Consider the following 24850-nt stretch of genomic DNA (forward strand, 5'->3'; position numbering starts at 1 on the left):
AACTATCGTATATATTAAAACATCAAGGTAATATTGCTCTATCACCTTGATGTTTTTGCTTTTATTGACTGAGAAATGCTTATATCTTACTCTGAATTTAATATTAAAAAACTGTAAGATTTATCATTATCCGTTATAATGGTTAAGTTATATTAACAACTAAAAAGCAGCTTGGATGAGAATATGTTAGATAATTTACGTGGTATGGCTGTGTTTGCTAGTGTGGTCGGACACGGCTCCTTTAGTGGTTCAGCTCGCGAGTTGGGTATTACTACCAGTGCAGTCAGTCAGCAAATACGTTCTTTAGAGAACACGCTCGGTGTGGTGTTATTGCATCGCTCAACCCGTAAGCTTAGCTTAACAGAAGCGGGTGCCAGTTTTTATGAAGCGGCAAAAGATGTGGTAAGTGCTGCAGAGCAAGGTCGAATAAAAGTCAATCAATTACGTGACGAGCTGGCAGGTAGCTTGCGTATTGCAACGACCCCTGAGCTTGGTGTCAATCATATTTTACCTGCACTATCGACTTGGATGTCAGCGCACGACGACCTTAGTATCACCTATTTTGCAGACAATAATTATATTGATATGATTGATGAGCGGATCGATATTGCGGTACGTATGAGCCCTAATATCAACGACTCAACTTTGAGCAATCATCCATTATCTGATGTGCGTCAAATGTTGGTGGCTTCACCACAATATTTGCGTCAGCATAAAAAAATCGAAACGCCAAAAGATTTGGCAGATCATCAGCTTATCTGCATTGATATCATGAAGGATGCAAATAATGTTGAGCTCACTCAGACTGAGACTGGTAAAAAAACACGTATCAAAATGACTTCGCGTATCCATACTAATAATGTCTTTATGGCCATGACCATCGCCAAAGAAGGTCATGGCATCCTTAGAATGATGGAAATGGATGTCAAAAAGGAGCTGGAATCTGGCAATTTGGTCGAAGTTTTGACCGGCTACCAGATGCCAAGTTTTGTGCTTTATGCTGTTACCTTAAACCGTGAGCAACAGCCTGCAAAAATCACCCGCTGCTTAGAGGTATTAAAAAAATATTTCCATGCAAACTAAGGCTTAATTTATTTAAATGCCAATGCAGCTGATTGATTAGTAACAAGAAAAAGCCTATAGATAATTTATCTATAGGCTTTTTCTTGTTAGCAATTTCAGAATACTTTAATTGAAATTGCTAAGGTTATGTTCAAATGCTTTTGCATAATTGCTTTTAAAAAGAGGGTTTCAATAAGTTAACGAGGCGCTCTACCACTTGTGAGCTTTCATCACGGCTCATATTGAGTGGTGGTAGCAGACGAATGACATGAGCGCCCGTGACGTTGATGATGAGTTTTTGCTCATCACGCGCGCGATCGACTAAATTACTACAGTCCATATCTTCAGGCAAGGCAATCCCAATCATCATTCCAGCGCCGCGACTGCTTACGCCATATTCTCCAAACGCATCAACCATGCCATCACGAATGAACTGTCCCTCAGTGACTGCGTTTTTCATGATATCACTGTTAGCCAATACATCATATACGCTATGTACCACGCGACTGGCTAACGGTGTGCCGCCATAGGTTGAGCCATGACTACCAGCGCCAAACAAGCCATTAGCGCGACCACGTACCATACAGGCACCAACGGGGAAGCCATTGCCTAAGCCTTTAGCTGTCGTTAATACATCAGGGCGTGCACTGCTGTGCTGATAAGCGAAATATTTACCCGTACGTCCATTACCTGTTTGCACTTCATCGAGCATGAACAGCCAATTATGGGTGTTGCATACGGCTTGTATCTGCTCAAGGTAACTAAAGCCGTTGGACGCCGTATTAAGACCGCCTTCACCTTGAATAGGCTCTACAAATACCGCGCAAATATCCTCATAATCATGAGCTGCTTGCTCAATGGCGGCAATATCACCAAATGGCACACGGATAAAATCATCATCTAAGGTATAAAAGCCTTCGCGCGCTTTAGGATTTGCCGTAGCGGATAATGATAATAAGGTACGACCGTGGAAAGATTGCTCCATCACAATAACTTTTGGGCGTTTAAATCCTTGCTGATGCGCATATAGCCGTGCCAATTTTAGTGCCGCCTCGTTTGCTTCAGCGCCACTATTGGCAAAAAACACACTGTCCATTTGCGCCGCATTGCATAATGCTTCACCAGCACGCTCTTGCCAATCGATACCAAATAAATTACTGGTATGAACCAACGTCGCTGCCTGCTGCTGAATAGCATCGGTTACTTGCGGATGGCAATGCCCTAATCCACACACCGCGATTCCGGTCAATGCATCTAAATAAGGTGTCTCATCTCGAGTATACAGCCAGCTTCCTGAGCCGCGGGTAAAACTAATAGGTTGACGAAGATAGGTGGGCATCAAGTAAGTAGCAGACATGTACAGCATCCTTGAAATAATAAAGTGATGAAAGTAAGAGGGTAAAGTGCTTAAGGCTTGCGGTTATAGCTCATCAGAAAACGGCGTCGACTCCGAAGGCAAGGTATAGTCCTCATTTGCCCATGCGCCAAGATCAATCAGCTTGCAGCGATGACTACAAAACGGCTTATATTTATTGTCTTGCCACAGCGTTTGAGTGCCACAACGTGGACAAGGATAAGTTTTGGGTGAAGGGCTCGAGCTGGGAGTAGATTCAGTCATAATAAAAGTAGGTAAATCCTTGGTTTTATCAATAAAGTATTGTTCAAAAACAGTTGATTATTCAGTCATAGCGTTATTAATTTGCTTGAGAGTGCTATTAGTCGATAGATAATCAATATCGCGATATTACTATTGAGCTACATTGACTATATAATAGCATGCAGTCGAATAATGACAAATGACAAATAATTTAAGGACAGCAAATGACTGACAATCTTGAGCTTTCACATCAGCAAGAACGGGCATTTCAACCACAACGACTTTCAGCGCCGCGTGATTTTATGCAGCCAGCTGCATTGCTTAAACCTGAATTATCGCTAGTTTTGGAGATTGGGGCAGGGAAGGGCAAGCATGCTTTAAGCTTTGCGATGCAGAATTCTGATAAGTATCTGATTGCGATTGAGCGTACTCGCAATAAGTTTGAGGCATTTAAAAAGTTGGCAGCGCAGCAAAATTCAGCCAACTTGACAGCCATTCATGCTGATGCAATCGCATGGATCGTACATGCCATTGCGCCAAACAGTATCGATAGTATCTATATCCTATATCCTAATCCTGAGCAGCATAATCCCAATCAGCAGTGGCTTAATATGCCGTTTTTTGAGTTTTTACTGTCGCGTTTACAGGCGGGTGGGAAAATAATACTAGCGACCAACATCGAAACGTATATGGACAATGCTGAGCAGCAAGCGAATGAAGTTTGGTGTCTACCCAATACTCGTAGTCAGGTTGCAAGCAGCAGTCAGCGCACACATTTTGAAGTTAAATACTTAGCACGCCAAGAAACCTGCTGGGAGTTGAGTATGAAGAAACCCAAGGGTTATCAAACCAGATTTGATAAGTGGACGACAGACACTTTAACTATTTAAAGTAATAGCCTAAGTAAAAATATAAAATAATGACAACTTATTATTGAACGCTATATTCAAGTTAATAATATAAAATAGCCTAAGCAATATTTAATTGTCATAAATAAAACCGCCCCTAAAAAGGCGGTCCAAAAATCCGTTGATTACAGACTTAAAAATCAATTTATAAAAACGGTTTTACTAGATTATTAGAGTCAGTACGGGCATCAAGCACTGTCAAAAAAGTATAGGCGCCAATAAATTTTCGACTGATAAACATAAATTCTTTGGGCGGTAGATTGAACTCAAAAGACTGCATCGCTTGTGTCGCGTCATTTGAGAGGCGAGTGTGCAGCTTACTGTTAGCCCAAATATAGCGCTGTTGTTTATCTAGACAATTGACAGGCATATCAGTGTTTATTATAGGATCACTAAAAGGTTCAGTTGCCAACAAAAACAATGAGGCGATATCTGAACGCACCTTATCACTCATAGTATCAAAAAAATTATAACCGGTCATCGCACTCATCATGGATTGGTGGTCATGATAATAACCGGCACGCAATAAATGATGAGCAATCGTCAATAAATTATTATCGAACTGGCGAATAGCCCCAAAATCTAATAATATCAGTTTATCAACCTCATTTTCATCGCGTGCGACACGGACAAGATAATTACCAAAGTTTGGATCCGTTTGCATCTCACCCCAAACGAAAATCTCTTGTATCATGATTTCGATAGCCGCCTGACCGATAGCATTTCGGCGCTCAAGAGGCAATAATTGCAGTGCATCAGAAACCACGCTGATACCCGGCTCATAAGACATACAAAGCAAGCCTTTGGTCGAATAAGTGCGATTAATCTTGGGTACTACATAACGTATATCGTCAAGCAAACGGTCATAGAACCGTTCAGTCGTAGCAGCTTCCGCTTCGTAGTCAACTTCGTGATGCAATAAATCACGTATCTCTTCAAACCATGCATCGAGTGAACGGGTTTGTGGCACGATACTACTAACCTTTAACAGGCTTTTAAATAGAGCTAAGTCAGAGTTAATCGCATCAGAAACACCCGGATATTGAATTTTTAATACCACTTGTTCGCCTGTGGCTATTACGGTTGCACGGTGAACTTGGGCGAGGGATGCCGTCCCGATAGGGACAGGGTCAACCTGAAGTTCATGCAATTTATTACCCAATAACTGACGCAAAGTTTGCTCTATTTTTGGCCATGCTAATGTAGCGGTGTCATCGTTAAGCGTTTGTAAGGCGCGGGTAATCTCAGGTGGCAAGATATGCTCACCATAAATCGCCAGCATTTGCCCGATTTTTACTACAGAGCCTTTTAATTTGCCAAGCTCTTCTGCCAAATAATGCGCCTGTTCCTCCATAAATATTTGGTTGCGTGCTGTACGCGCTTCTTTATTAAGAAACATACCAGACACGCTATTACCTGCCCAACGACGACCGATGTTTAATGAGGTTTTGGCAATCGACATACGACGATCAAACCCCGAAGTTTTTAAATTATCGATAGACTGCTTATTATTAGAAGACTTAGAGGTATTGTTTGCCATAGATGTCGTCATTTCATCGAGTTGGTATTGATTTGTGGGTGATGTACCTACAATACAAGGGAGATGTGCTATGAGTGTACAGAATTGTATCATATAAAGAAGGCAGGTTATGCAGCTTAGCCAAGCGGCGTTATTCACTTTGGAATTTGGAATATAGTCGGTGAAAAGTAATATCGATACAACACGTACTACTGGTGCAAATTTTTCTTGCTTGCTGTGCCTACGCAGACAGAGGCTGCAAAAAATTTACACCAGCAATACGGTAGCGACTTTAAAGTATTTCAACTATACCACACTGAAATTCGAGAGAATTTTTTTGCCTGTTAGTTTTAGCATCCTTTAAAAACGATAGCCCATCAAAAAATTCGACCCAGCATCAGGCGAGGTCGAATTCATCAAAAGTTGTTATTAGTACTGCTTATAGTAAGTTCAGACTAAAATAGGTACAAGTATGATACCAGTAGCCTGTATTTTTCTAAAGTGAATTGACTATATCACTGCTAATTTTAAATACTTTCACGGGAAATAGCATGATGACCGATATCACGGCGATAATGAGCACCATCAAAACTGATGGCAGCAGTGACCATTAATGCTGCTTGCTGCGCATCTGAGATGCTATCTGCTAATGCGGTCACACATAATACGCGACCGCCATTGGTTACTACTTCTTTCTCATTGCTAAGGGCATCTTCATTAGCAAAGGCTGTGCCCGCATGGAACACTTTTACGGCATCTTGGTTGTCGGCATTTAACTCTGGCAAGCCTGCAATCACATCACCTTTTGATGAGGTTTCAGGATAGCCTTTGGAGGCAACGACAATACCAAGCGCAGGGCGCTCATCCCAGTTGGCTTCGGTCGGTAATTTACCTTCAAGTCCTTGTGCGACCAAATCTACCATCGACGATTGCAAGCGCATCAAAATAGGCTGCGTCTCTGGATCGCCAAAACGGCAGTTAAACTCAATCACATAAGGATCGCCCGCATCATCAATCATGAGTCCAGCATATAAAAATCCCGTATAAGGATGACCTGCCGCCTTCATTGCATCAACGACTGGCTGAATCACTTGTGCCATGACTTTGTCATGAACCTCTTGAGTGACAACCGGTGCAGGAGAGTATGCACCCATGCCGCCTGTGTTTGGACCCGTATCACCTTCAAAGGCACGCTTATGGTCTTGGCTGGTTGCCATTGGCAGGATGTTTTCACCATCTACCATGCAAATAAAGCTGGCTTCTTCGCCTTGCAAAAACTGCTCAATCACCACGCGGCTACCGGCATCGCCAAACTTATTATCCGCCAGCATATCATCAATGGCTTCATGCGCCTGTTCGATCGTCTCAGCAACGATGACGCCTTTACCAGCAGCAAGACCATCGGCTTTAATCACAATAGGTGCACCTTGCTCATCGATGTAAGCTTTTGCCGCTACCGCATCGGTAAAGCCTTGATAAGCCGCCGTTGGAATATTGTTTTGCGCCATGAATTCTTTGGCGAAAGTTTTTGAGCCTTCTAACTGAGCGCAATACGCCGTTGGGCCCCAAGCTTTGATATCGGCAGCACGGCAAGCATCGACAATACCCGTCACTAATGGTGCTTCTGGACCAACGATAACCATATCAATAGCATTATTCTGACAAAACTCGATAACGGCGCTGTGCTCGCCTGCATCAGCTGCGTCTTCCAAAATGACGTTTTGGCATTTGGGTTCAAGAGCGGTGCCAGCATTACCGGGCGCGACATAGATATTTTTTACATTATTATCTTTTGCGCACTGCCATGCTAGTGCGTGTTCACGACCACCTGCACCAATCACCAAAATATTCATCATACCTCTTGCCCTTAGCATTAAAATTCATAATAAGTGAGTGAATAGCGAGCCAGCAAAATACTGTCCAATATCCTGCGCCATTCTAACAAAAAAACGCCGCCATTGTCATGACTATGTGTCATAGCTATGCGCCTGTCCGTCGATATTCAGCCGTATCAGGTCGTAATCGTCTCATTAGTAAATGTTATCGACATCTTGCTGATTCATGAAATGATGTTGTACGCTTTAGCTATGCAAGCAGCTGCGTTACACTGCCACCTGAGACAGAGCGTTGAGTGAAATTATTGACTTATCGGGTCAGTTCAACCTCACAAAATAATTCGTACAGCGGGAGTCAGACAAACAATGATTGTTAATGATCAATAAGTGTAAACTTAGCCAATACACACATAACATATAAATAAGAAGCTTATAAAAAAGCGCAAGGACAAAGGATATGCCAAACTCTCTAAATATCGCAAAAGAGCGGATCAGCCAGATAAGCGATATTGCCACCAGTTATGTACAAGCGGACAAATCATTATTTGACCACTTTATCCATAGCTACTATCAGCCACTACATCAAGAGACTGCAAAGGACATCAGTAATGCTGATTTAGCAGGGATGGCGCTGCATCATTTTACGCTACTAAAAGCCTATGACCGCAGCCAGCCGCAGCTTGCTATTTTAAATCCCATTGCAGAAGAGCAGCATTTTCATAGCTCACATACCGTTATCCAAATCGTTGCCTATGACAGACCATTTTTGGTCGACACACTGTTGATGAGTCTTGAAGAGCAAGGCATCGATGTGCATCGTACTTATCATATCATCGTCAATGTCGAACGCGATGAAAATGGGGCGATCACTAAAGTTGAAAGCGCCCAAGAAAGTGGTACTTCACACATGTCTTTGATTCACTGTGAAATCTCTTATCAAGACAATGATGAATTGGCAGCATTAAAACAGATGCTGTTGGCAAAAGTAGACACACTTGATGTTGTCGTTGATGACTGGCAGCAGATACGCGCCAAGCTAACCGATATAAAAGCAGACCTTGCTACAAAAACACTGCCGGAAGTATTTTATTCTCAGCAAGAGATTCAAGCATTTTTAGATTGGGTACTAGACGACCACTTTATCTTTTTGGGATATCGAGAGTACCGCTTAGAAGACGGGCACAGCGTCGAGGTTGATAGTGTTGGCAACACAGCCAATCAAGCCGACCGCAGTGATTTAGATTTATTTTCTATTGGTAACAGTGGGCTTGGGTTATTACGCGGTGGTAGTGAGGATCAGCTTTCAAAAAGCTTTGACGAGCTGCCAAGCAATCTAAAAAGACTGCTAACAGCGCCGCAAGTGCTGGTCTTGTCAAAATCAAGCCGAGTATCGCCCGTACACCGACCAGTCTATATGGATTTTTTGGGCATTCATAAATTTGACGATAATGGCAAGCTCGTCGGTGAGCATCGCTTTATTGGTCTCTTTACAGCGCAAGCTTATCAGCTAAGCGTACAACAAATTCCATTATTACGAGAAAAATCTAACAAAATCATGGCGATGGCAAAACTACCACGTGATGGTCATGCGTATCATAAAATGATGCATATCATTAATACCTTGCCGCGCGATGATTTATTTCAAGCCAGCATTGAAGATCTTTACCCGACAGTTCTAGGAATCAGTCAGCTACAGGACAAAAAAAGCCTGCGCTTATTTTGCCGTATCGATCATTACCAGCGTTTTGTTTCCTGCTTGGTCTATATTCCGCGTGATAAATTCAATACAGAACTTCGCATCAAGGTCCAAAATGTCCTAAAAGAAGCCTATGGTGGCACATCTTCAGGCTTTACGACGGAGTTTAATGAATCTGAACATGCCCGCGTCCATGTGCATGTCCGTACAGTGCCAGGTCAAGTACATGAGGTGGATACTGCTGCGCTCCAAGCCAAGCTGTCCTCTTTGATGCAGTCGTGGAGTGATAATTATCAAAAAATGCTGCTGGATAACGTGGGTGAGCAGCATGCCAATGCCTTGACGCGTAGATTTTTAAGTTATATACCTGCCGCTTACCAAGAGCGATTCGATGCACGTACTGCCGTTGAAGATACCAAGCGTTTGGCTGGATTGAGCGATGAGCAGCCGATGATTTGGCACTTATATCAATCGACAGGTGATGCAAGCAATCAGTTGCATTTAAAGCTATATGGTCGCCAAAAAGCGGTTATTTTATCCAAAGTCTTACCCGTACTAGAGAATTTTGGGGTGTCAGTTATCTCAGCGCAGACCTATGAGTTTGATCTACCTGAGCAACCTATTTGGATGCAGGAGTATGAGCTGATTTTAGAGCACGTCGATACCATTGATATGCAAGTGGTGCGCGCGCAGTTTGAAGACAGCTTACAGCAAATTTGGGCAGGACAGGTTGAGAGTGATTCACTTAACGAGTTGGTATTGACCACCAAGTTAGATACTTATGATGTGGTGGTACTGCGTGCCTTATCACGCTATATGATGCAGGCGAAAGCACCGTTCTCAAATGTTTATATCCAACAAACCATCGTAAAAAACAGCGCTATCAGCGTGGCATTAGGCAGTTTGTTTGATGCACGGATGAATCCTAAATATAGTGAAGAGGAACGAGCCAGCAAAACCAGCCAGATTCAAGAGCAGATCACCGCCGCATTAGCAGGTGTCAGTAGCTTGGATGAAGATCGTATCTTCCGCTGGTACTTGGATTTAATTAACGCCATGGTACGAACCAATTTTTATCAAAGAGAGGCGGATGGACAACGTAAAGATCGTTTGTCCTTTAAATTTTTGGCAGCAGATATACCAAACCTGCCAAAACCTAAGCCGATGTTTGAGATCTTTGTCTATTCGCCACGCGTTGAAGCAGTGCATTTGCGTGGCGGTAAAGTCGCGCGCGGCGGGCTGCGCTGGTCTGATCGTATGGAAGATTTCCGTACCGAAGTACTCGGTTTGGTTAAAGCACAAATGGTCAAAAATGCCGTTATCGTACCGGTTGGTTCAAAAGGCGGTTTTATCGTTAAGACTAAAACGATGGCGGATGGTCGTGATGTGTTCCAAGCTGAGGGCATTGCCTGCTACCAAACATTCCTTCGCGGTATGCTTGATGTGACCGACAATATCGTCGATGGGGTGATTGTCCCGCCAGCCAATACCGTACGTCATGATGAAGATGATCCGTATTTGGTGGTCGCTGCCGATAAAGGTACGGCAACCTTTTCTGACATTGCCAATGCTTTGTCTACTGAATATAACTTTTGGCTAGATGATGCCTTTGCTTCTGGTGGCTCGGTCGGTTATGACCACAAAGCGATGGGCATCACCGCCCGCGGTGGTTGGGAGTCGGTTAAGCGCCACTTCCGTATGCGCGGCATGGACATTCAAAATCGTGATGATTTTACCGTCGTTGCTATTGGCGATATGAGTGGTGACGTCTTTGGTAACGGTATGCTTAGATCAACCCATACTAAACTGGTGGCTGCCTTTAACCATCTGCATATTTTTATTGATCCCAATCCAGATACAGCGGCGTCTTTTGCAGAGCGTGAGCGCTTATTTGATCTACCTCGCTCATCATGGGAGGACTATGAAAAGTCACTCATTAGCCAAGGCGGTGGTATCTTCTCACGCCAAGACAAGACTATTGCTATCAGCCCTGAGATGAAAGTACTGTTCGATATCTCAGATGACAGCTTAGCACCTAATGATTTTATCAGCGCATTGCTAAAATCGCCAGTAGATCTCATTTGGAATGGTGGTATCGGTACCTATGTGAAAAGCAGTGAGGAGAGCCATGACGATGTAGGTGATCGTGCCAATGATGCCGTACGTGTCAACGGTGGCGAATTACGTGCGACTATCGTCGGTGAAGGTGGTAACCTAGGGTTCACGCAGCGAGGTCGTATCGAGTATGCCCAAACTGGTGGGCGCATTTATACCGATGCGATCGATAACTCAGGCGGCGTTAACTGCTCAGATCATGAAGTCAATATCAAAATCTTACTTGGCAAAGTGGTTGAGCAAGGTGATATGACGTTGAAGCAGCGTAATGAGCTTCTTGAGAGCATGACCGAGACCATTAGCGAATTGGTGCTGCGTCAAAACTATCTGCAACCGCAAGCAATTGAGCTGAGCCAAATACTTGCAGCTGCAAACTTAAGTGATCATCAGCGATTTATTCAGATGTTAGAAGCAGAAGGGCGTCTGGATCGTGCAATTGAGTATTTGCCATTAGATGAAGAGATTACCAAACGCCAAAAAGCGGGTACAGGTCTGACTAATCCTGAGCTAGCAGTTGTGATGGCTTACGGAAAAATGTGGGTTTATGATAACTTACTGCTCTCAGATTTACCGGATGCGCCATATTTTGTTAATGAATTACGTAAATACTTCCCTGATGAGCTGTCATCGCGCTTCTTTGATGAGATGACCGAGCACCGTTTGCACCGTGAAATCATCAGTACGTATCTGACCAATAGTGTGGTCAACCGTCTGGGTATCGAAGCATTATTCCGTCTGCATGAAGAAACAGGACAAACGCTTGCCACTATCGTGCGTGGCTATGCCATTGCGCGTGATGTATTCCATGTCTCAAAAGCATGGGAGCTGCTAGAAGCACTTGATAATCAAGTGGATGCCATCTTGCTGCTCGAGCTTGAACTACGTTTGCGCGATGCACTCGAAAACGGCGTGGTCTGGTTTATCAATGCCTTTGGACAAGATTTGCAAGTGGCCGATATGATTAGCCGTTTTGAAGATAGTGTTGAAAAGCTAACCAAATCAGGCGGATTTATTGAGCAGCAATTCTCACAATACTTGCAAGCCGATACCACAAGCTTGATAGAAGATGGTCTCTCCGCCAATGATGCATCAATGTTTGCGATGTTGCCATACCATGTTGATGCGCTTGATGCTGCACTCTTAGCAGAGCAGTACGAACGTCCGGTTGATGAGATTGCCACTTTATACTTTGAGGCTTATCACGTTTTGCAGCTTGATTGGATGATGGATAATATCGCCACGTTACCGCAGCAGGATCACTGGGATCGCCGTGCCCGTCACGCACTTGCCAATGAAGTATCGCGCAGCTTACGCATGCTGATGGATACGTTATTGACTCAGCCTGATGCGATCCAAGCATTCAATGATTGGAAATCGCGGTATGCCAGCCAGCTTGCCGGCATCACTGCTGAGATGGACAAACTTGATAGCAATGATGATAGTCATATCAGCTTATCAACGTTATCAGTCTTGATGAGTGAGTTAAGTGGTTTAGTGAATAAATAAAATGCACTAAATAACTATTTTTTATTATAAAAAACCACCGTTATTCATTAACGGTGGTTTTTATGTTTTTATGTTTTTATGTTTTTATGTTTTTGTGCTAAATGGCAGTGCCAGTATCATTTGATAGTTTTTTAAATGTACTTCTTTATCATACATCGTCATCAACCACTTTAACTTATTATACTTTGTCATTCACAATACGCCGACACCCTTGACCGCTGATTTGGCTAAAGCCGCCAGATATTTTTTCAACCTTTATTTGGGTCAAGATACGATCTTTTAACGCCTGTACGTGAGAGATTATACCAATCAATTTCCCTTCTTGTTGCAAGCCAGTCAAGGTATCTAGAGCAATATCCAACGACTCTTCATCAAGCGTGCCAAAACCTTCATCCAAAAACAGCGAATCCACACGGATATTGTGACTGGCCATTTGCGACAATCCAAGGGCAAGCGCCAGACTGATGATAAAGCCTTCGCCGCCGGATAAGTTTTTGGTACTACGAATATCGCCGCCCTGATAGTTATCAATGACATTAAGCTCAAGCGGATTGCTGTCATCATGAATCAGCAGATAGCGGTCACTCATCTTTTGTAATTGGCTATTGGCATGGCTAATCATAACTTCAAAGGTTAAGCCTTGTGCAAAGGTGCGATATTTCTTACCATCCGCTGAACCAATTAAAATATGCAGCTGCTGCCAAATTTTTAATTTTTCTTTTTGCACATTGATGGCGGTAAGTTGGGCTGCTCGTTGACCTTTTTGGTTCTCATTGTCTTTGAGCTTTTGAACAATAGCACCAATCTGTTGGCTGAGCTGATCTATCTCCATCTGAATGTGCTGATGTTGGGCAGCAATCGTTTCTTGGCTGGCATTTGTCATAGCAAGAGACAGGTTCTGCTCTAATGATTGCTGGGTGCTATCTAACTGTGACTTTGCCTGCTGCAAGGCACTATCAATCGCAAGTTTACGGAGATGTAAAGCATCACGCTCTTCTTTAGGCAGGCGTGCACGGATAAAAGCATCTTCATCCATAAACTGCGCCGCTTCTAGATGCTCCAGAAATACAGCTTGTTGCGTATTCAGTGCTGTCGTAGCAGACTGCAATGCTGCCAATATCTGTCGTTGTCTGCTTTGCAATTGCGCTAATACTTGCTGCGTGCTGTCTAACTGTCTTTGAGCATTTGCCTGTTTGGCTTTTGCGTCATCGACTGCGCTGCGCAGTAGTGTGTCTTCAGACTCTGTGTTTTTGTCTGCAAAAATTGCAGTCCTGTCGCTCTTGACCTGCTCAAGAGCGACATTTTTATCCGCTATCAAGTGTTCGAGTCTTTTTAGAGCGCTTTCATCAGAGGTGAGCTGAGCTTGTTTGGTGTCAATTTGAGCGCGCACCGTACTCAATGTATTGCTTAGCTGTTGCTGGCTATTTTTTTGCTCATTAAAATGCTTTTTTAGCTGGCTTAGCATGCTGCGTTGTTGACGTAATCTATTAATATGACGCTCATAGTCGCTGCTATCTAGTATGGTTTGCTCATCAATACTAGCGTCCAATTGCTTAAGTGCGCTTTGAATGTCTGTTCTTTGAAAATCAATACTCAAATATTCTCTATAGCTATCCGCCGGATACTTATCTGCCAATGATAAAATACTGCTAGTAATAGCGGCTAATGCCAAAAAGTTGGCGGCTATCTTATCCTCAATGGTCCCTGCTTTCTGCGAGTGTAGCTTGATATCCGTCGTCAGATTATTTAACTTGCTCATCAGTACCTGCTGCTGATTTTCATCACTCTTTATAGCAATATTTAGCTCTGATATGCTTGCCGTTAAGTCATCATGTTGAATTAATAGGTCTTTAAGAGACTGCTTTTGCTCGAGTAGCTTTTGTTTGGCGCTGTCTAGTAAAGATAAAGTGCTTTCAATATCACTATTACTATCAATGTCAGGTTTATTTATATCTTCACTCAGTTGATAAAGCGGATGGACACTCCCTGCAATCGCTTTGGAATGATTTTTATTGGCGTCAAAAAGTAAAAGCAGGCTATCTTGAATGTCTTTGCCCAACATCTCACACTGCTGCTGTAACGGGGCTAACTGCTGCTGTTGATGGTTAATGGCTTCATTCTTAGTAGCATGGTCGATATGATGTTTAGATAATGCTTGTTCGAGATGCTCAATGAGCGTCTCAAGCTCAGATATTTGCTGCTGGGTCTGCTGCGTCAGCGACAACGCTTGTTTATTGTCAATCTGACCATCTAATAGCGGATGATGTTGACCATAAGGGTGCTCATGCGCGCCGCACAGCGGGCAGGGTGTGCCATCTTTGAGCTCGACGATGTAATCTTCAAGCCTTGCGACTTTTTGCAATAGAGCAAGGTGCGTCTGCTTGTCGTGTTTTTTAAGCTTCGTGCTCTGAATATCTACGCGATGAGTGGCAATTAAGTCGTCTAAGACCGTCAGTTCCTGATTCAATACCGGTAGCGCGAGATTGATTTTATGGATTTGACGGGTCAGCTCAAACCGTTGTTTAATCTTAAATCTCACTTGCTCAATCTGTGCGCTGATGTGCTCGATTTGCTCTTGCTCACCGCGCATAATAGCAAGCGGCTGGTTTTGAGTGACTACTGCTTGCTGCTGCTGTAGATTTAGCAGTTGCTCGCGCCGCTGCGCTATCAATGAAAGATCAGTGTTTTGCTGTTTGGATAATATCTCAAAATCAGCTTGTAGCTGGCAGGCCAGGCTATGTTGGCTAATTCTAGCTGCTGAAAAATCAGAGTTATCTTCTAGTAGCGCCCTTAATCGTTGACAGCTACTATCAAAGATTGTCATATCGGTATCAAGGTCACTCAGCTCTGGGTAGCTGCTAAAGTACTGGTCGATATTATTTAGCTGAGTTTTGGTGCGATCGGCAGTTTGCTGATGGTTTTGTATTTCTTGGCATAATATCTGTGCATTACCTACCAATAAGTCCTTACGCTGGTTGTATTCCACTAAGGACTGAGACTGCTGTCTGATATTATGATCTAATTCGCGCACCTGTGCGATGACAGGCAAGTTTGTTTGAAGGTTGTCTGCGGCTTGTTTTCCTAGCGTGTTGGCATCGTCTAAATGGCATGCAGCTTGTGCCAGCGCTTGTTGCTGGGCAGGGATTTGGCTCAGCAAACTCTGTTGTTCAACATCTAGCTTCTTTACCGTCTCACGACTATAGCTAAGCTCGCGAAACTGGCTATCAATCTCTAATGCCTTGTTGGCAATGCTTAAACGCTTGGCTTCTGGAACAAAGGCTTGCTGCGCTTGCTGGGCGGTTGCAAACTCGCTTTGATAAATAGATAGGTTATTTTGCAGCTGTTGTACGTTATTTAGCCATTGCAGCTGCTCACTTAATGTCTTAAAGCTTTGTCGCTGTGTGCTTTGCTGTTGATTTAATGCTTTTAGCTCGGCTGCCTGCAGATTTTCGTCTTCAATACTTAGCAAGGATAAGCCATCAACGCCTGCCTGCAATTTACTGAGCACATCTTCTTCAAAGCGTTTTTTCTCATGAACATTGAGTGAGATTTTGGCATAGATAGCAGTACCCGTTATTTTCTCTAAAATCGCCGCTCTATCACCGATATCAGATTTTAAAAACGCAGCAAAACTGCCTTGCGCCAGCATGATGGAGCGGGTAAATTGGCTAAAATCCATGCCAATAAGCGCTTGGATATAAGCAGAGGTTTTGGATTTTTTTTCTTCTAAAATCTTGCCAGACTTGACCTCGCTAATCTCGTGCTTAATCGGTAATAAGTTGCCTTTGGCTTTTTTGTGGGCACGATGTTGGTACCATGAACACTGATATCGCTTGGCGTCAATCTCGATAATAACTTCTGCCGAGCACTCTCCTGTACCTTGGGTCATGATCTCATTGGTAGAGCCAGTAATATCACCGAGTCGTGGCGTTTGGCTGTAGAGCGCCAAACAAATAGCGTCCAAAATGGTGGTCTTGCCAGCGCCTGTTTGCCCCGTAATGGCAAAGATACCTTCGTTAAGAAAAGCGGCGTCACTAAAATCAATGTGCCATTCGCCTTTTAAGGAGTTGAGGTTTTTTAGTCTTAATTCAATTAGGCGCATGGCATGGTCTTATTTTTATAGATATTAATGATAATTTACCGTTAGTTGTATCAGGGTTATGAGTTTTAGGTATTATTCAGCTTGAGTATCTGCATGATGCAGGTCATAAACGATTTGACCATAAGCCTCTCGCAAGGTTAGTCTTTGCTCATCAGGGACGTTGTGAGCGGTTAAGCAGCGCTCAAATACTTCTTGCTCATTTAAATCTTGTAGCGTCTCAGAAATTTGTTGTTGATTCAGTACTTTGTTATAAGTGCGCGTATCTTTTATTTTTAACACCTCACAGGGTAAGCCCTCTACCATCGCTTGAATACTTTCACGCAATTCGCTAACCACCTCATCACCGGTGTAAATAATCTCTAACCAGACCGATTCTGTATCAGTCAGAGTCTTAATAGTGTTATCAACTGTTTGATTGATGGTATCCAAATCACCCGATACTTGCGCCAATTTTTGGAATGTTGGAATAGGTAGGGAAGTGATTTGCATCTGACGGGCGGTATCATGATGCAGTAGCGTGGCGGTTAAAGTGGAATGAGTACTTAGAATAACCTCTGTTTGTTTAGAGGTTTCTTCAATACTCGTTTCACTATGCTGATCGCTTTCTATAGACTCCACATCAGCAAACAGGTCATCCATAAAGCTCGCTGCCTGATTGACTGCTTTAGCGGTTTTTTCTACTGTCTTGTCAATGTTGATAATGGAATTCGTCAGCTGCTGATGACAAATTCTCTTAGACGTATTTGTCAGTGTTAGATCTTTATTCTTTAGCACCGACCCAAACTGCACCAGCAATACTTGTTTTTGCTGGCGCGCCTCACCAAAACCCATCGCAATAGGCGAGCCTGAATAGCGAATGGTTTCACGCCCACCGACGCGCTGCGGTACATGCAAATGTCCAAGCGCTACATAATCAAAACTTTCACTGAACATATCAGCGGAGACTTTACCAAGCGAGCCAATATACAGCTCACGCACCCCATCATCATCGGTAGTGGTGCCGCCGGCAGCAAACAGATGTCCTGTAGCTATGATAGGGACGTGCCGCTTATGCACTTTGGCTAATTCAGCTTGTTTGGCTCTGGAAATCTCTGCAACACCATCATAGTGCGCGCAGATACCAGCGATAACATTGGCGTCTTTGCTTTGAGCTGACTCGCCAGCACTACTACTGCGCACATCACGGTCACGCAGATAAGGGACAGCCGTGATAATACAATGCGGATTACCATCTGCATCATCTAATACCATCACCTCATCATTCAAGTCTTCGCAAGCCGTACCAACGACATGGACGTTTAAAAACTTAAGTACATGACTTGGGGCATCCAAAAATGTTGGTGAATCATGATTGCCAGCGACGATGACGACATGCTGACAGCATGATTTTGAAACCGTGCCTAAAAACTCATAATACAGCGCTTGGGCTTTATTACTTGGCGTCATAGTATCAAAGATATCACCAGCGACAATAAGTACATCCACTTGCTGCGCACTAATGGTGTCTTGTAGCCAGCTTAAAAAGGCGGCAAATTCATCATAGCGCAGACGTCCATAAAGTCGTCGTCCCAAATGCCAGTCAGAGGTGTGCAGGATAGTGAGAGGGGTAACAGCAGATACAGACATAATGAGGCTTAATGGTGAATAAAAGACAGCCATTATTCTAGCAAGGATTAGAGAAGTTTGCTCTGTTGCAATCAGAAAAAAGCCCTACCACGAAATTGGCAGGGCTTTAAATCAAAGGGGTCTTTTAGGAAGCTTTCTAACCAATAATCAACTGCTCAAGATCGCCATCTTCCGTTGCCAAATTAGTAATCATAGATAGCGCATGCGCTTGCTGGTGAGCATTAAATTGAGCATTAGATTTTGGTGTTGTAGCAGTACCGCCGCGTAACCAGTTATTGTCAGTTTCTGAAGTGTTTTGATTATGCTGCTGATTGTGTAAGTTATACCAAGCCAAGTCATGGTGCAAGCTTACGACATCACCCATGATGAGCAGAGCAGGCGTTGGCAGCTGGTTTTTTTCTTGTAATTCAACGATGCTGGCAAGTGTACCTGTTAATACTTGCTGATTGGGCATACTGGCATTAGAGACAATGGCAATTGGGGTCTCCGCACTACGTCCAGCGTCAATCAAGCCTTCCGTTAAGCGCGGTAGAGAATGCAAACCCATATAAAAAACCACGGTCTCATCGGTATCTAAGAAGTTTTTAAAGTTGTTGTTGGGTGCGCCAGCCTTCAAAAACCCTGTCACAAAACGTACTGATTGCGAATGGTCGCGATGGGTAAGGGGAATACCAGCATAACTAGCAGCAGCATTGGCAGCGGTAATACCCGGTACCACTTGATAAGGGATATTGTGCGCGCGCAGACTTTCAATCTCTTCACCGCCGCGCCCAAAGATAAATGGGTCACCGCCTTTTAGACGCACCACACGCCGACCTTCTTTTGCGCTATTGACCAAAAGCTCATTGATGCCTAATTGCGCAACGGCATGATTTCTGCGTTTTTTGCCAACAAATACTTTATCGGCATCGCGGCGGCATAAATCCAATACTTGCGGTGAAACCAGCGCATCATAATAGACAATATCCGCTTGCTGCATCAGACGCAGCGCTTTAAAGGTTAACAGCTCTGGGTCACCGGGGCCGGCACCAACGATATAGACTTCGCCCATGGTATTTCGGGCTGCTGTGAATTCATTTGCTATCGCTGGCGCAGATGTTGAAGCGGTACTCAGCCCATTATCATCCGTGGCGTCTTTTGCAGTGATACTTGCCGCTGTGTTATCCAAGTCAGCCTGCAGTTGGGCAAGGGCTTCGTTTTCATTACCCGCAAACATCAATTGACTGACTTTACCTTCAAATGCCCGTTCCCAAAACTGCCTACGCCCAGTCAATGTTGGGATTTTGGCTTTCACGTCACCTCGAAACTCGCCAGCAAGCTTGGCCAGTTTTCCATAACCTTGTGGAATTAACGTTTCTAGCCGTGCCCGCAGTAAACGTGCCAGCACCGGCGCTTTACCATTTGATGAGATACCAATCACAATTGGATTACGATCCACAATTGCAGGGAAGATGAAATCGCACAAGTGCGGCGTATCGACGACATTTACAGGGATGTTCAATGCCGTTGCATCGGCATGTATTTGATGATTGAGCCTCTCATCGTCAGTGGCGGCGATAATAACGCGCGAGTTTGTCATATAGGTTTTATTATAATGCTCATAAATCAGCTCGTGCTTACTGCTACTTAGCAAAGCTTGTATCTCGTGGTTAATGCTTGGCGCAAGGACAGTGATACACGCGCCAGCACGGCTGAGCAAATCAGCTTTGCGTAGCGCCACATCGCCGCCGCCAACAATCAGCACTTTACGATCTTCTAATTTAAAAAATAGGGGAAAGGTATTCATAGTATGACCAGTCATTCAATTGAATATATACCGCTATTATGAGTTATCAGATGCGCAGGCTCACGTAATGTATTGGCATTAGCATAGTCGTTTTTGATATATTAATGATGGTTTTTGCTGAGAGATGGAATAGAAGCATAAAATCATCATGCATAAAAAATTCCGCTTAACTGATGTATCTCAAGTTAAGCGGAATTTTTTTATATCATATTTATTGAATCATAAGGCTGTATTTGGCTACTACAACTGCGTATGTAGACCACATTCGCGATGCTCTTCTACTTTAGTCGGATCAAAATAATCGAACTCATTCGGTAAACCATGCTCATCTAAGTAAACATCTAAATCAGCATCGCTCTTTTCAAACAAAGGCGCTACTTTTAATACGCCATCTTTAGATAGGCTCAGCACATCAAGACCTTGGCGAAATTCGGTTTGATCTTTACGAATAGCATTGAACCAAACGTCAGGCTTTAGCTCATCTAAAGCGCGGCGGAATGGCTCAAGTTTTACTTGATCGGTGAACTCATCATGTAGTGGATTATCAATACCAGGGATACCTTCCATCGTCACGTCACGATGGGCAGCGGTTTGCTTAGGAATATAGGTGATAACGTTTAAATTTAAATCACGGATGACTTTATTGGCAAACTGGTAAGTGGCGTCAGTGTTATAGCCAGAATCTACCCACAATACGGTGATATCAGGGCGTTGTTTGGCAACCAAATGCAAAATCGCTGATTCGTAAGGGCGAAAGTTAGTAGTGATGATTGGGTTTTTCGCTTGGCTCAGTGCCCATTCTACGATCTGTTCTGGCGATTTACCTTGCAAGTCTTGGTTGGCTTGATCGATATCTAAATGTGGGTGTAATTGGCTCATGGTATATTCCTTAATAGTGGTTAATAGTGGTATGTATATGTAATGATAAATTAAGCGCCTGCAAACATCGGTAATGCAGCAGCATTGCGACCGTCATAGCTACTGGCAAGGGCGTTAAATGCTTGGCTGATATCAGAGATAGACTGCATATCGTGCTCGTTTATCACAAAACTGTCAGCACCTGCGCGCAACAGATAAGCAATTTGGTCACGGCCAAACTTGCCAGCCATACGAATCTCGCCCTCATAACCCATTTGACGCAGGGTTTGTGCATAACTAAAGCCGCGTCCGTCGGTAAAGGCCGGTACATGAATGACAATCAAATTTTGCTGTAATAAAAACTCTGACAAACCAACCAGTGTATCGGTATCGTTATCTGATGTGACCCAAACGCCGACACGGCTGGCATGTTCGGTCAATAGCTGGTGCAACTGCTGCAGTAGCCCGCCAGCGAGCTTGCCTTCAGCATTCAGTAAATCGGTGAGTGGCAATACAATATCGAGCTTTTCTTGTTTATGTAGTAGCTCAAGCAGCGATATATGGCTAAGGGCAATGCCATCTGGTAGCTCATTGGTGCTAAGCGCTAACCACGTATCGTTTTGACTGATATCAGCACCTTTGCTGTTTAACACATGATGATTAGCCATAGACCTTCTCCTTAAAGGGTGTAATGCCCACACGATCGACCAAGTCACCAAAGCCTTCTATATCATGCTCATTGCTGACGCGCTGTTCTAAATAAACGTCCAGTATCTTTTGTAGGGTCGTCGCTACGTCATCCGCCGGTACCGCTTTACCTAGTATCTTGCCAATTTTGGCATTATCACTAGAGTTGCCGCCCAGACTGATTTGATACCAATGCTCGCCTTTTTTATCGACACCAAGGATACCGATATCACCCGTATGATGATGCGCACAAGCGTTCATACAGCCAGACATATTGAGGCGAATTTCACCCAAATCATAAAGGTAGTCAAGATCATCAAACTGCTTTTCGATTTGTTCAGCGATATTATGAGTCGTCGCATTGGCAAGCGAGCAATAATCCCAGCCTGGGCAAACAATCATGTCGGTTAAGGTATTGATATTAGCGCGGGCTAAATGTAGCTCAGACAGCTGTTGCCATAGCTCGTACAGCTGATTGGTTTGTACATCTGCAAATACTAGATTCTGCTGATAGGTACCACGCAATTCACTAAAGCTATATGTATCCGCAAGATCAGCGAGGGCATCCATTTGCGATTCGCTCACATCACCTGATGGTATATAGGTGCCGTCGACCAAACCCGCTTTTAGCGAAATCACCACAGCGCGATAGCCTGCGACTTTATGCGCCACGGTATTTTGCTGATACCAATTGGCAAATTCTTTATCGGCGCTGAGTTGCTGTTGTAGCTCAGACTGGACTTGTAGCGCATCAAAGGTAACGTAGTCAGGCTCGCTAAAAAAGCGACTAGCAGTGTCAAAACTTGCATCAGTCAACGTCAATGGACCGTCTTTGATGTGCGCTTCCCACTCAGCATCAACCAGTTTGGCAAAGGCAGGGCCGCCCATGCTCTCAACCAATATCTTGATACGGGCTTTATATTTATTATCACGGCGACCATGCAGGTTATAAACGCGCAAAATAGCATCTAGATAGCTGAGCAGATGCTGGCGTGGTAAGAATTCCTTAATCACTTTACCAATTACCGGTGTACGTCCAAGTCCGCCGCCAACAATAACCTCAAAACCAAGCTCGCCTGCGTCATTGGTTTTTACATGTAGACCAACATCATGTACTTGTGTCGCAGCACGGTCATTGGCTGTACCAATAACGGCAATCTTGAATTTACGCGGCAAAAAAGCAAACTCAGGGTGAAAGGTTGACCACTGGCGAATAATCTCGCAATAAGGACGTGGGTCTGCGATCTCTTCTTGATGGATACCGGCATAAGGGTCGGTCGTGGTATTACGAATACAGTTACCCGATGTTTGGATAGAGTGCATTTGTACTGATGCCAGCTCCGCCATAATATCTGGCACTTCTTCAAGTTTTGGCCAGTTCAGCTGAATATTGGTACGAGTAGTAAAGTGCCCATAACCTTTGTCATATTTGCGGGTAATTTCTGCCAATTTACGCAATTGGTAACTGGCTAGCAGACCATAAGGAATGGCGATACGCAACATCGGTGCATAACGCTGGATATAAAGACCGTTTTGCAAACGCAGCGGTAAAAATTGCTCTTCTGGCAGCTCGCCTGCCAAAAACCGTTCGGTTTGGTCGCGAAACTGTGCGACTCGTTCTTCTACCAAGGTTTGGTCAGCGTAGTTATATTGATACATGACGTAATCTCAATTTTGTTTTTAAACATAAAAGCTGCGACGAAAATGATTTGCGTGTGTACTCGATTTTATTGCCAGTCGCAAGGTAAACAATTCAGATTTACATCATATAAGCTTGCGTCTATAAACATAAATTCCTTTAAGATATATCTATATCCAAACACAGCATAAATTTTCATAACGAAAGTTAGGTAGCCTATGCTTATCGAATTTAATACCTGATTTTAATGAGCAATTTTGCAACGTATAGTTGAAATACTTTAAAGTCGCTACAGTATTACTGGTGTAAATTTTTTGCAGCCTCTGTCTGCGTAGGCACAGCAAGCAAGAAAAATTTGCACCAGTAGTACGTGTTGTATCGATATTACTTTTCACCGACTATACCGAAATTAGTGCTTTATTTACCCCATTACTTTTCTACCCCATTTATCTACAGTTATTCATCTTTTCCTCATCTCTTAAGGCTGTAAAATGACTATGACATCTATCACCGCTAATCAAAAACCATCAAAACTCGTTCCTCCGCACGGTAGCCCTGAGCTTAAGCCATTGCTATTAAATGGTGATGCTCTTAACCAAGCATTGAAGCTTGCCAGCACCTTACCAACCATTACTCTCAGCTCACGTGAGCGCGGTGATTTGATCATGTTTGGGATCGGTGGTTTTACACCATTGAATGGTTTTATGAATCAAGCAGATTGGCAGGGCGTGGTTGATAACATGCGTCTGCAAAGTGGCGATAATGCTGGCTTGTTTTGGCCGATTCCTATTACTTTATCAGCACCAAAAGCGACCGCTGATAGCTTAAATGCAGGCGATAAAGTCGCCTTGGTGGCGCAAGATGGCGAGATTATGGGCATCCTAACGGTAGAAGAAACCTATACCATCGATAAAGAGCATGAGTGCCAACAAGTATTTACTACCACAGATCCAGAGCATCCCGGTGTGCAACAAGTCTTGGAGCAAAGTGAAGTAAACATTGCAGGCAGTGTCGAAGTACTGAGTGAAGGTGAATTCCCAACACTATATCCTGAGATTTATAAAACACCCGCTGAAACGCGAGAGATTTTGGATAATAAAGGCTGGCAAACGGTCGCTGCTTTCCAAACGCGCAATCCAATGCACCGCTCACATGAGTATCTTGCTAAGATTGCCATCGAGATATGTGATGGGGTATTGATACACTCGTTATTGGGCGCGTTAAAACCAGGCGATATCCCAGCAGACGTGCGCCAAGAAGCCATTAAGAGCTTGATTGACAATTACTTTAGACAAGATACAGTGATTCAAGCCGGTTATCCGCTCGATATGCGTTATGCTGGTCCGCGTGAAGCATTGCTACATGCGCTATTCCGCCAAAACTATGGTTGTAGCCATCTGATCGTTGGTCGTGACCATGCGGGCGTTGGGGATTATTATGGTGCCTTTGATGCGCAAACCATCTTTGATCATGTTGGTAAAGACGATTTGATTACCCAGCCGTTAAAGATTGGTTGGACGTTTTGGTGTAATGCTTGTAATGCCATGGCGTCAGACAAAACCTGTCCGCATGACGCCTCTGAGCATGTCAAAGTCTCAGGGACGAAGCTGCGTAAAGCATTGTCAGAGGACGAAGACGTGCCAGACAACTTTAGCCGTCCAGAAGTTTTGCAGATTTTGCGTGATTATTATGCCGGTATTGCATTTGATGAGCGTGCTGAGGTTAAATTGGTCGGGGCTTCTGCAGTATAGACATTCATATTAAATGTGAACTATTAAAAAGGGTCAGATGATAAGTCTGACCCTTTTTTTATGCTAAACATCGTGGTTAGCTGAGCTCTAAATCACCTGCCAGCTTTTGATAGTCACCGATGATAGTCACCGACTATATATCGCAAAATAGCTCCTAAAAAAT

At 43.7% G+C, this 24850-nt stretch carries 14 protein-coding genes; 4 read left to right on the forward strand and 10 right to left on the reverse strand.

The genetic code is table 11. From position 1 onward, the window contains the following. Positions 1–183 precede the first annotated feature (183 nt). The gene (locus tag PSYC_RS05510; protein ID WP_011280330.1) at positions 184–1083 is read left to right on the forward strand and encodes a LysR family transcriptional regulator; all 900 of its coding nucleotides are present in this window, start codon (positions 184–186) and stop codon (positions 1081–1083) included. 154 nt (positions 1084–1237) lie between these two features. On the opposite strand, the gene PSYC_RS05515 is transcribed toward PSYC_RS05510, so the two are convergent. Both PSYC_RS05515 and PSYC_RS05520 read right to left on the reverse strand, forming a co-directional pair. Further along, a complete protein-coding gene (locus tag PSYC_RS05515) occupies positions 1238–2419 on the reverse strand; it encodes an aspartate aminotransferase family protein (RefSeq protein ID WP_011280331.1) in 1182 nt (393 codons plus the stop codon). Positions 2420–2482: 63 nt separating this feature from the next. Continuing rightward, positions 2483–2680: a DNA gyrase inhibitor YacG gene (locus PSYC_RS05520; RefSeq protein ID WP_011280332.1), complete on the reverse strand. Its 198-nt coding sequence runs from the start codon at positions 2678–2680 to the stop codon at positions 2483–2485. 203 nt (positions 2681–2883) lie between these two features. Between PSYC_RS05520 and PSYC_RS05525 the strand changes: the two genes are divergently transcribed. After that, positions 2884–3549, forward strand: a complete 666-nt coding sequence (locus PSYC_RS05525) for a DUF938 domain-containing protein (protein WP_011280333.1) — start codon at positions 2884–2886, stop codon at positions 3547–3549. Positions 3550–3712: 163 nt separating this feature from the next. Here the strand turns inward: PSYC_RS05525 and PSYC_RS05530 are convergent, their stop codons facing one another. Both PSYC_RS05530 and purD read right to left on the reverse strand, forming a co-directional pair. Then, complete coding sequence (locus PSYC_RS05530; RefSeq protein WP_187147117.1) at positions 3713–5107, reverse strand: ABC1 kinase family protein; 1395 nt, start codon at positions 5105–5107, stop codon at positions 3713–3715. A gap of 506 nt (positions 5108–5613) precedes the next feature. After that, the gene (purD, locus tag PSYC_RS05535) at positions 5614–6939 is read right to left on the reverse strand and encodes a phosphoribosylamine--glycine ligase (protein WP_041758004.1); all 1326 of its coding nucleotides are present in this window, start codon (positions 6937–6939) and stop codon (positions 5614–5616) included. 439 nt (positions 6940–7378) lie between these two features. Between purD and PSYC_RS05540 the strand changes: the two genes are divergently transcribed. After that, positions 7379–12238, forward strand: coding sequence for an NAD-glutamate dehydrogenase (locus tag PSYC_RS05540; protein WP_011280336.1), 4860 nt, complete (start codon positions 7379–7381; stop codon positions 12236–12238). 178 nt (positions 12239–12416) lie between these two features. On the opposite strand, the gene PSYC_RS05545 is transcribed toward PSYC_RS05540, so the two are convergent. From PSYC_RS05545 to PSYC_RS05570, 6 genes are all read right to left on the reverse strand, one after another. Further along, the gene (locus tag PSYC_RS05545) at positions 12417–16340 is read right to left on the reverse strand and encodes an AAA family ATPase (protein WP_011280337.1); all 3924 of its coding nucleotides are present in this window, start codon (positions 16338–16340) and stop codon (positions 12417–12419) included. Positions 16341–16412: 72 nt separating this feature from the next. After that, on the reverse strand, positions 16413–17966 hold the full coding sequence (locus tag PSYC_RS05550) for an exonuclease SbcCD subunit D C-terminal domain-containing protein (RefSeq protein ID WP_041757640.1): 1554 nt from the start codon (positions 17964–17966) through the stop codon (positions 16413–16415). A 136-nt stretch (positions 17967–18102) separates the two neighbouring features. After that, on the reverse strand, positions 18103–19752 hold the full coding sequence (cysG, locus tag PSYC_RS05555) for a siroheme synthase CysG (RefSeq protein ID WP_041757642.1): 1650 nt from the start codon (positions 19750–19752) through the stop codon (positions 18103–18105). Between the two features lie 240 nt (positions 19753–19992). Then, positions 19993–20631 (reverse strand): phosphoadenosine phosphosulfate reductase family protein, encoded by a 639-nt coding sequence (locus tag PSYC_RS05560; RefSeq protein ID WP_011280340.1) that lies wholly within the window; start codon positions 20629–20631, stop codon positions 19993–19995. 50 nt (positions 20632–20681) lie between these two features. Further along, positions 20682–21278, reverse strand: a complete 597-nt coding sequence (locus tag PSYC_RS05565; RefSeq protein ID WP_011280341.1) for a DUF934 domain-containing protein — start codon at positions 21276–21278, stop codon at positions 20682–20684. Then, entirely contained in the window at positions 21271–22956 is a 1686-nt protein-coding gene (locus PSYC_RS05570; protein ID WP_011280342.1) for a nitrite/sulfite reductase, read from the reverse strand. The genes PSYC_RS05565 and PSYC_RS05570 overlap by 8 nt, the downstream gene beginning before the upstream one ends. A 477-nt stretch (positions 22957–23433) precedes the next feature. On the opposite strand from PSYC_RS05570, the gene sat reads away from it, so the two are divergent. Further along, positions 23434–24687 carry a sulfate adenylyltransferase gene (gene sat, locus PSYC_RS05575; protein ID WP_041758005.1) on the forward strand — a complete coding sequence of 418 codons (1254 nt, stop codon included), beginning with the start codon at positions 23434–23436 and terminating at the stop codon, positions 24685–24687. Positions 24688–24850 lie beyond the last annotated feature (163 nt).

The sequence above is a fragment of the Psychrobacter arcticus 273-4 genome (assembly GCF_000012305.1).
GTDB lineage: Bacteria > Pseudomonadota > Gammaproteobacteria > Pseudomonadales > Moraxellaceae > Psychrobacter > Psychrobacter arcticus.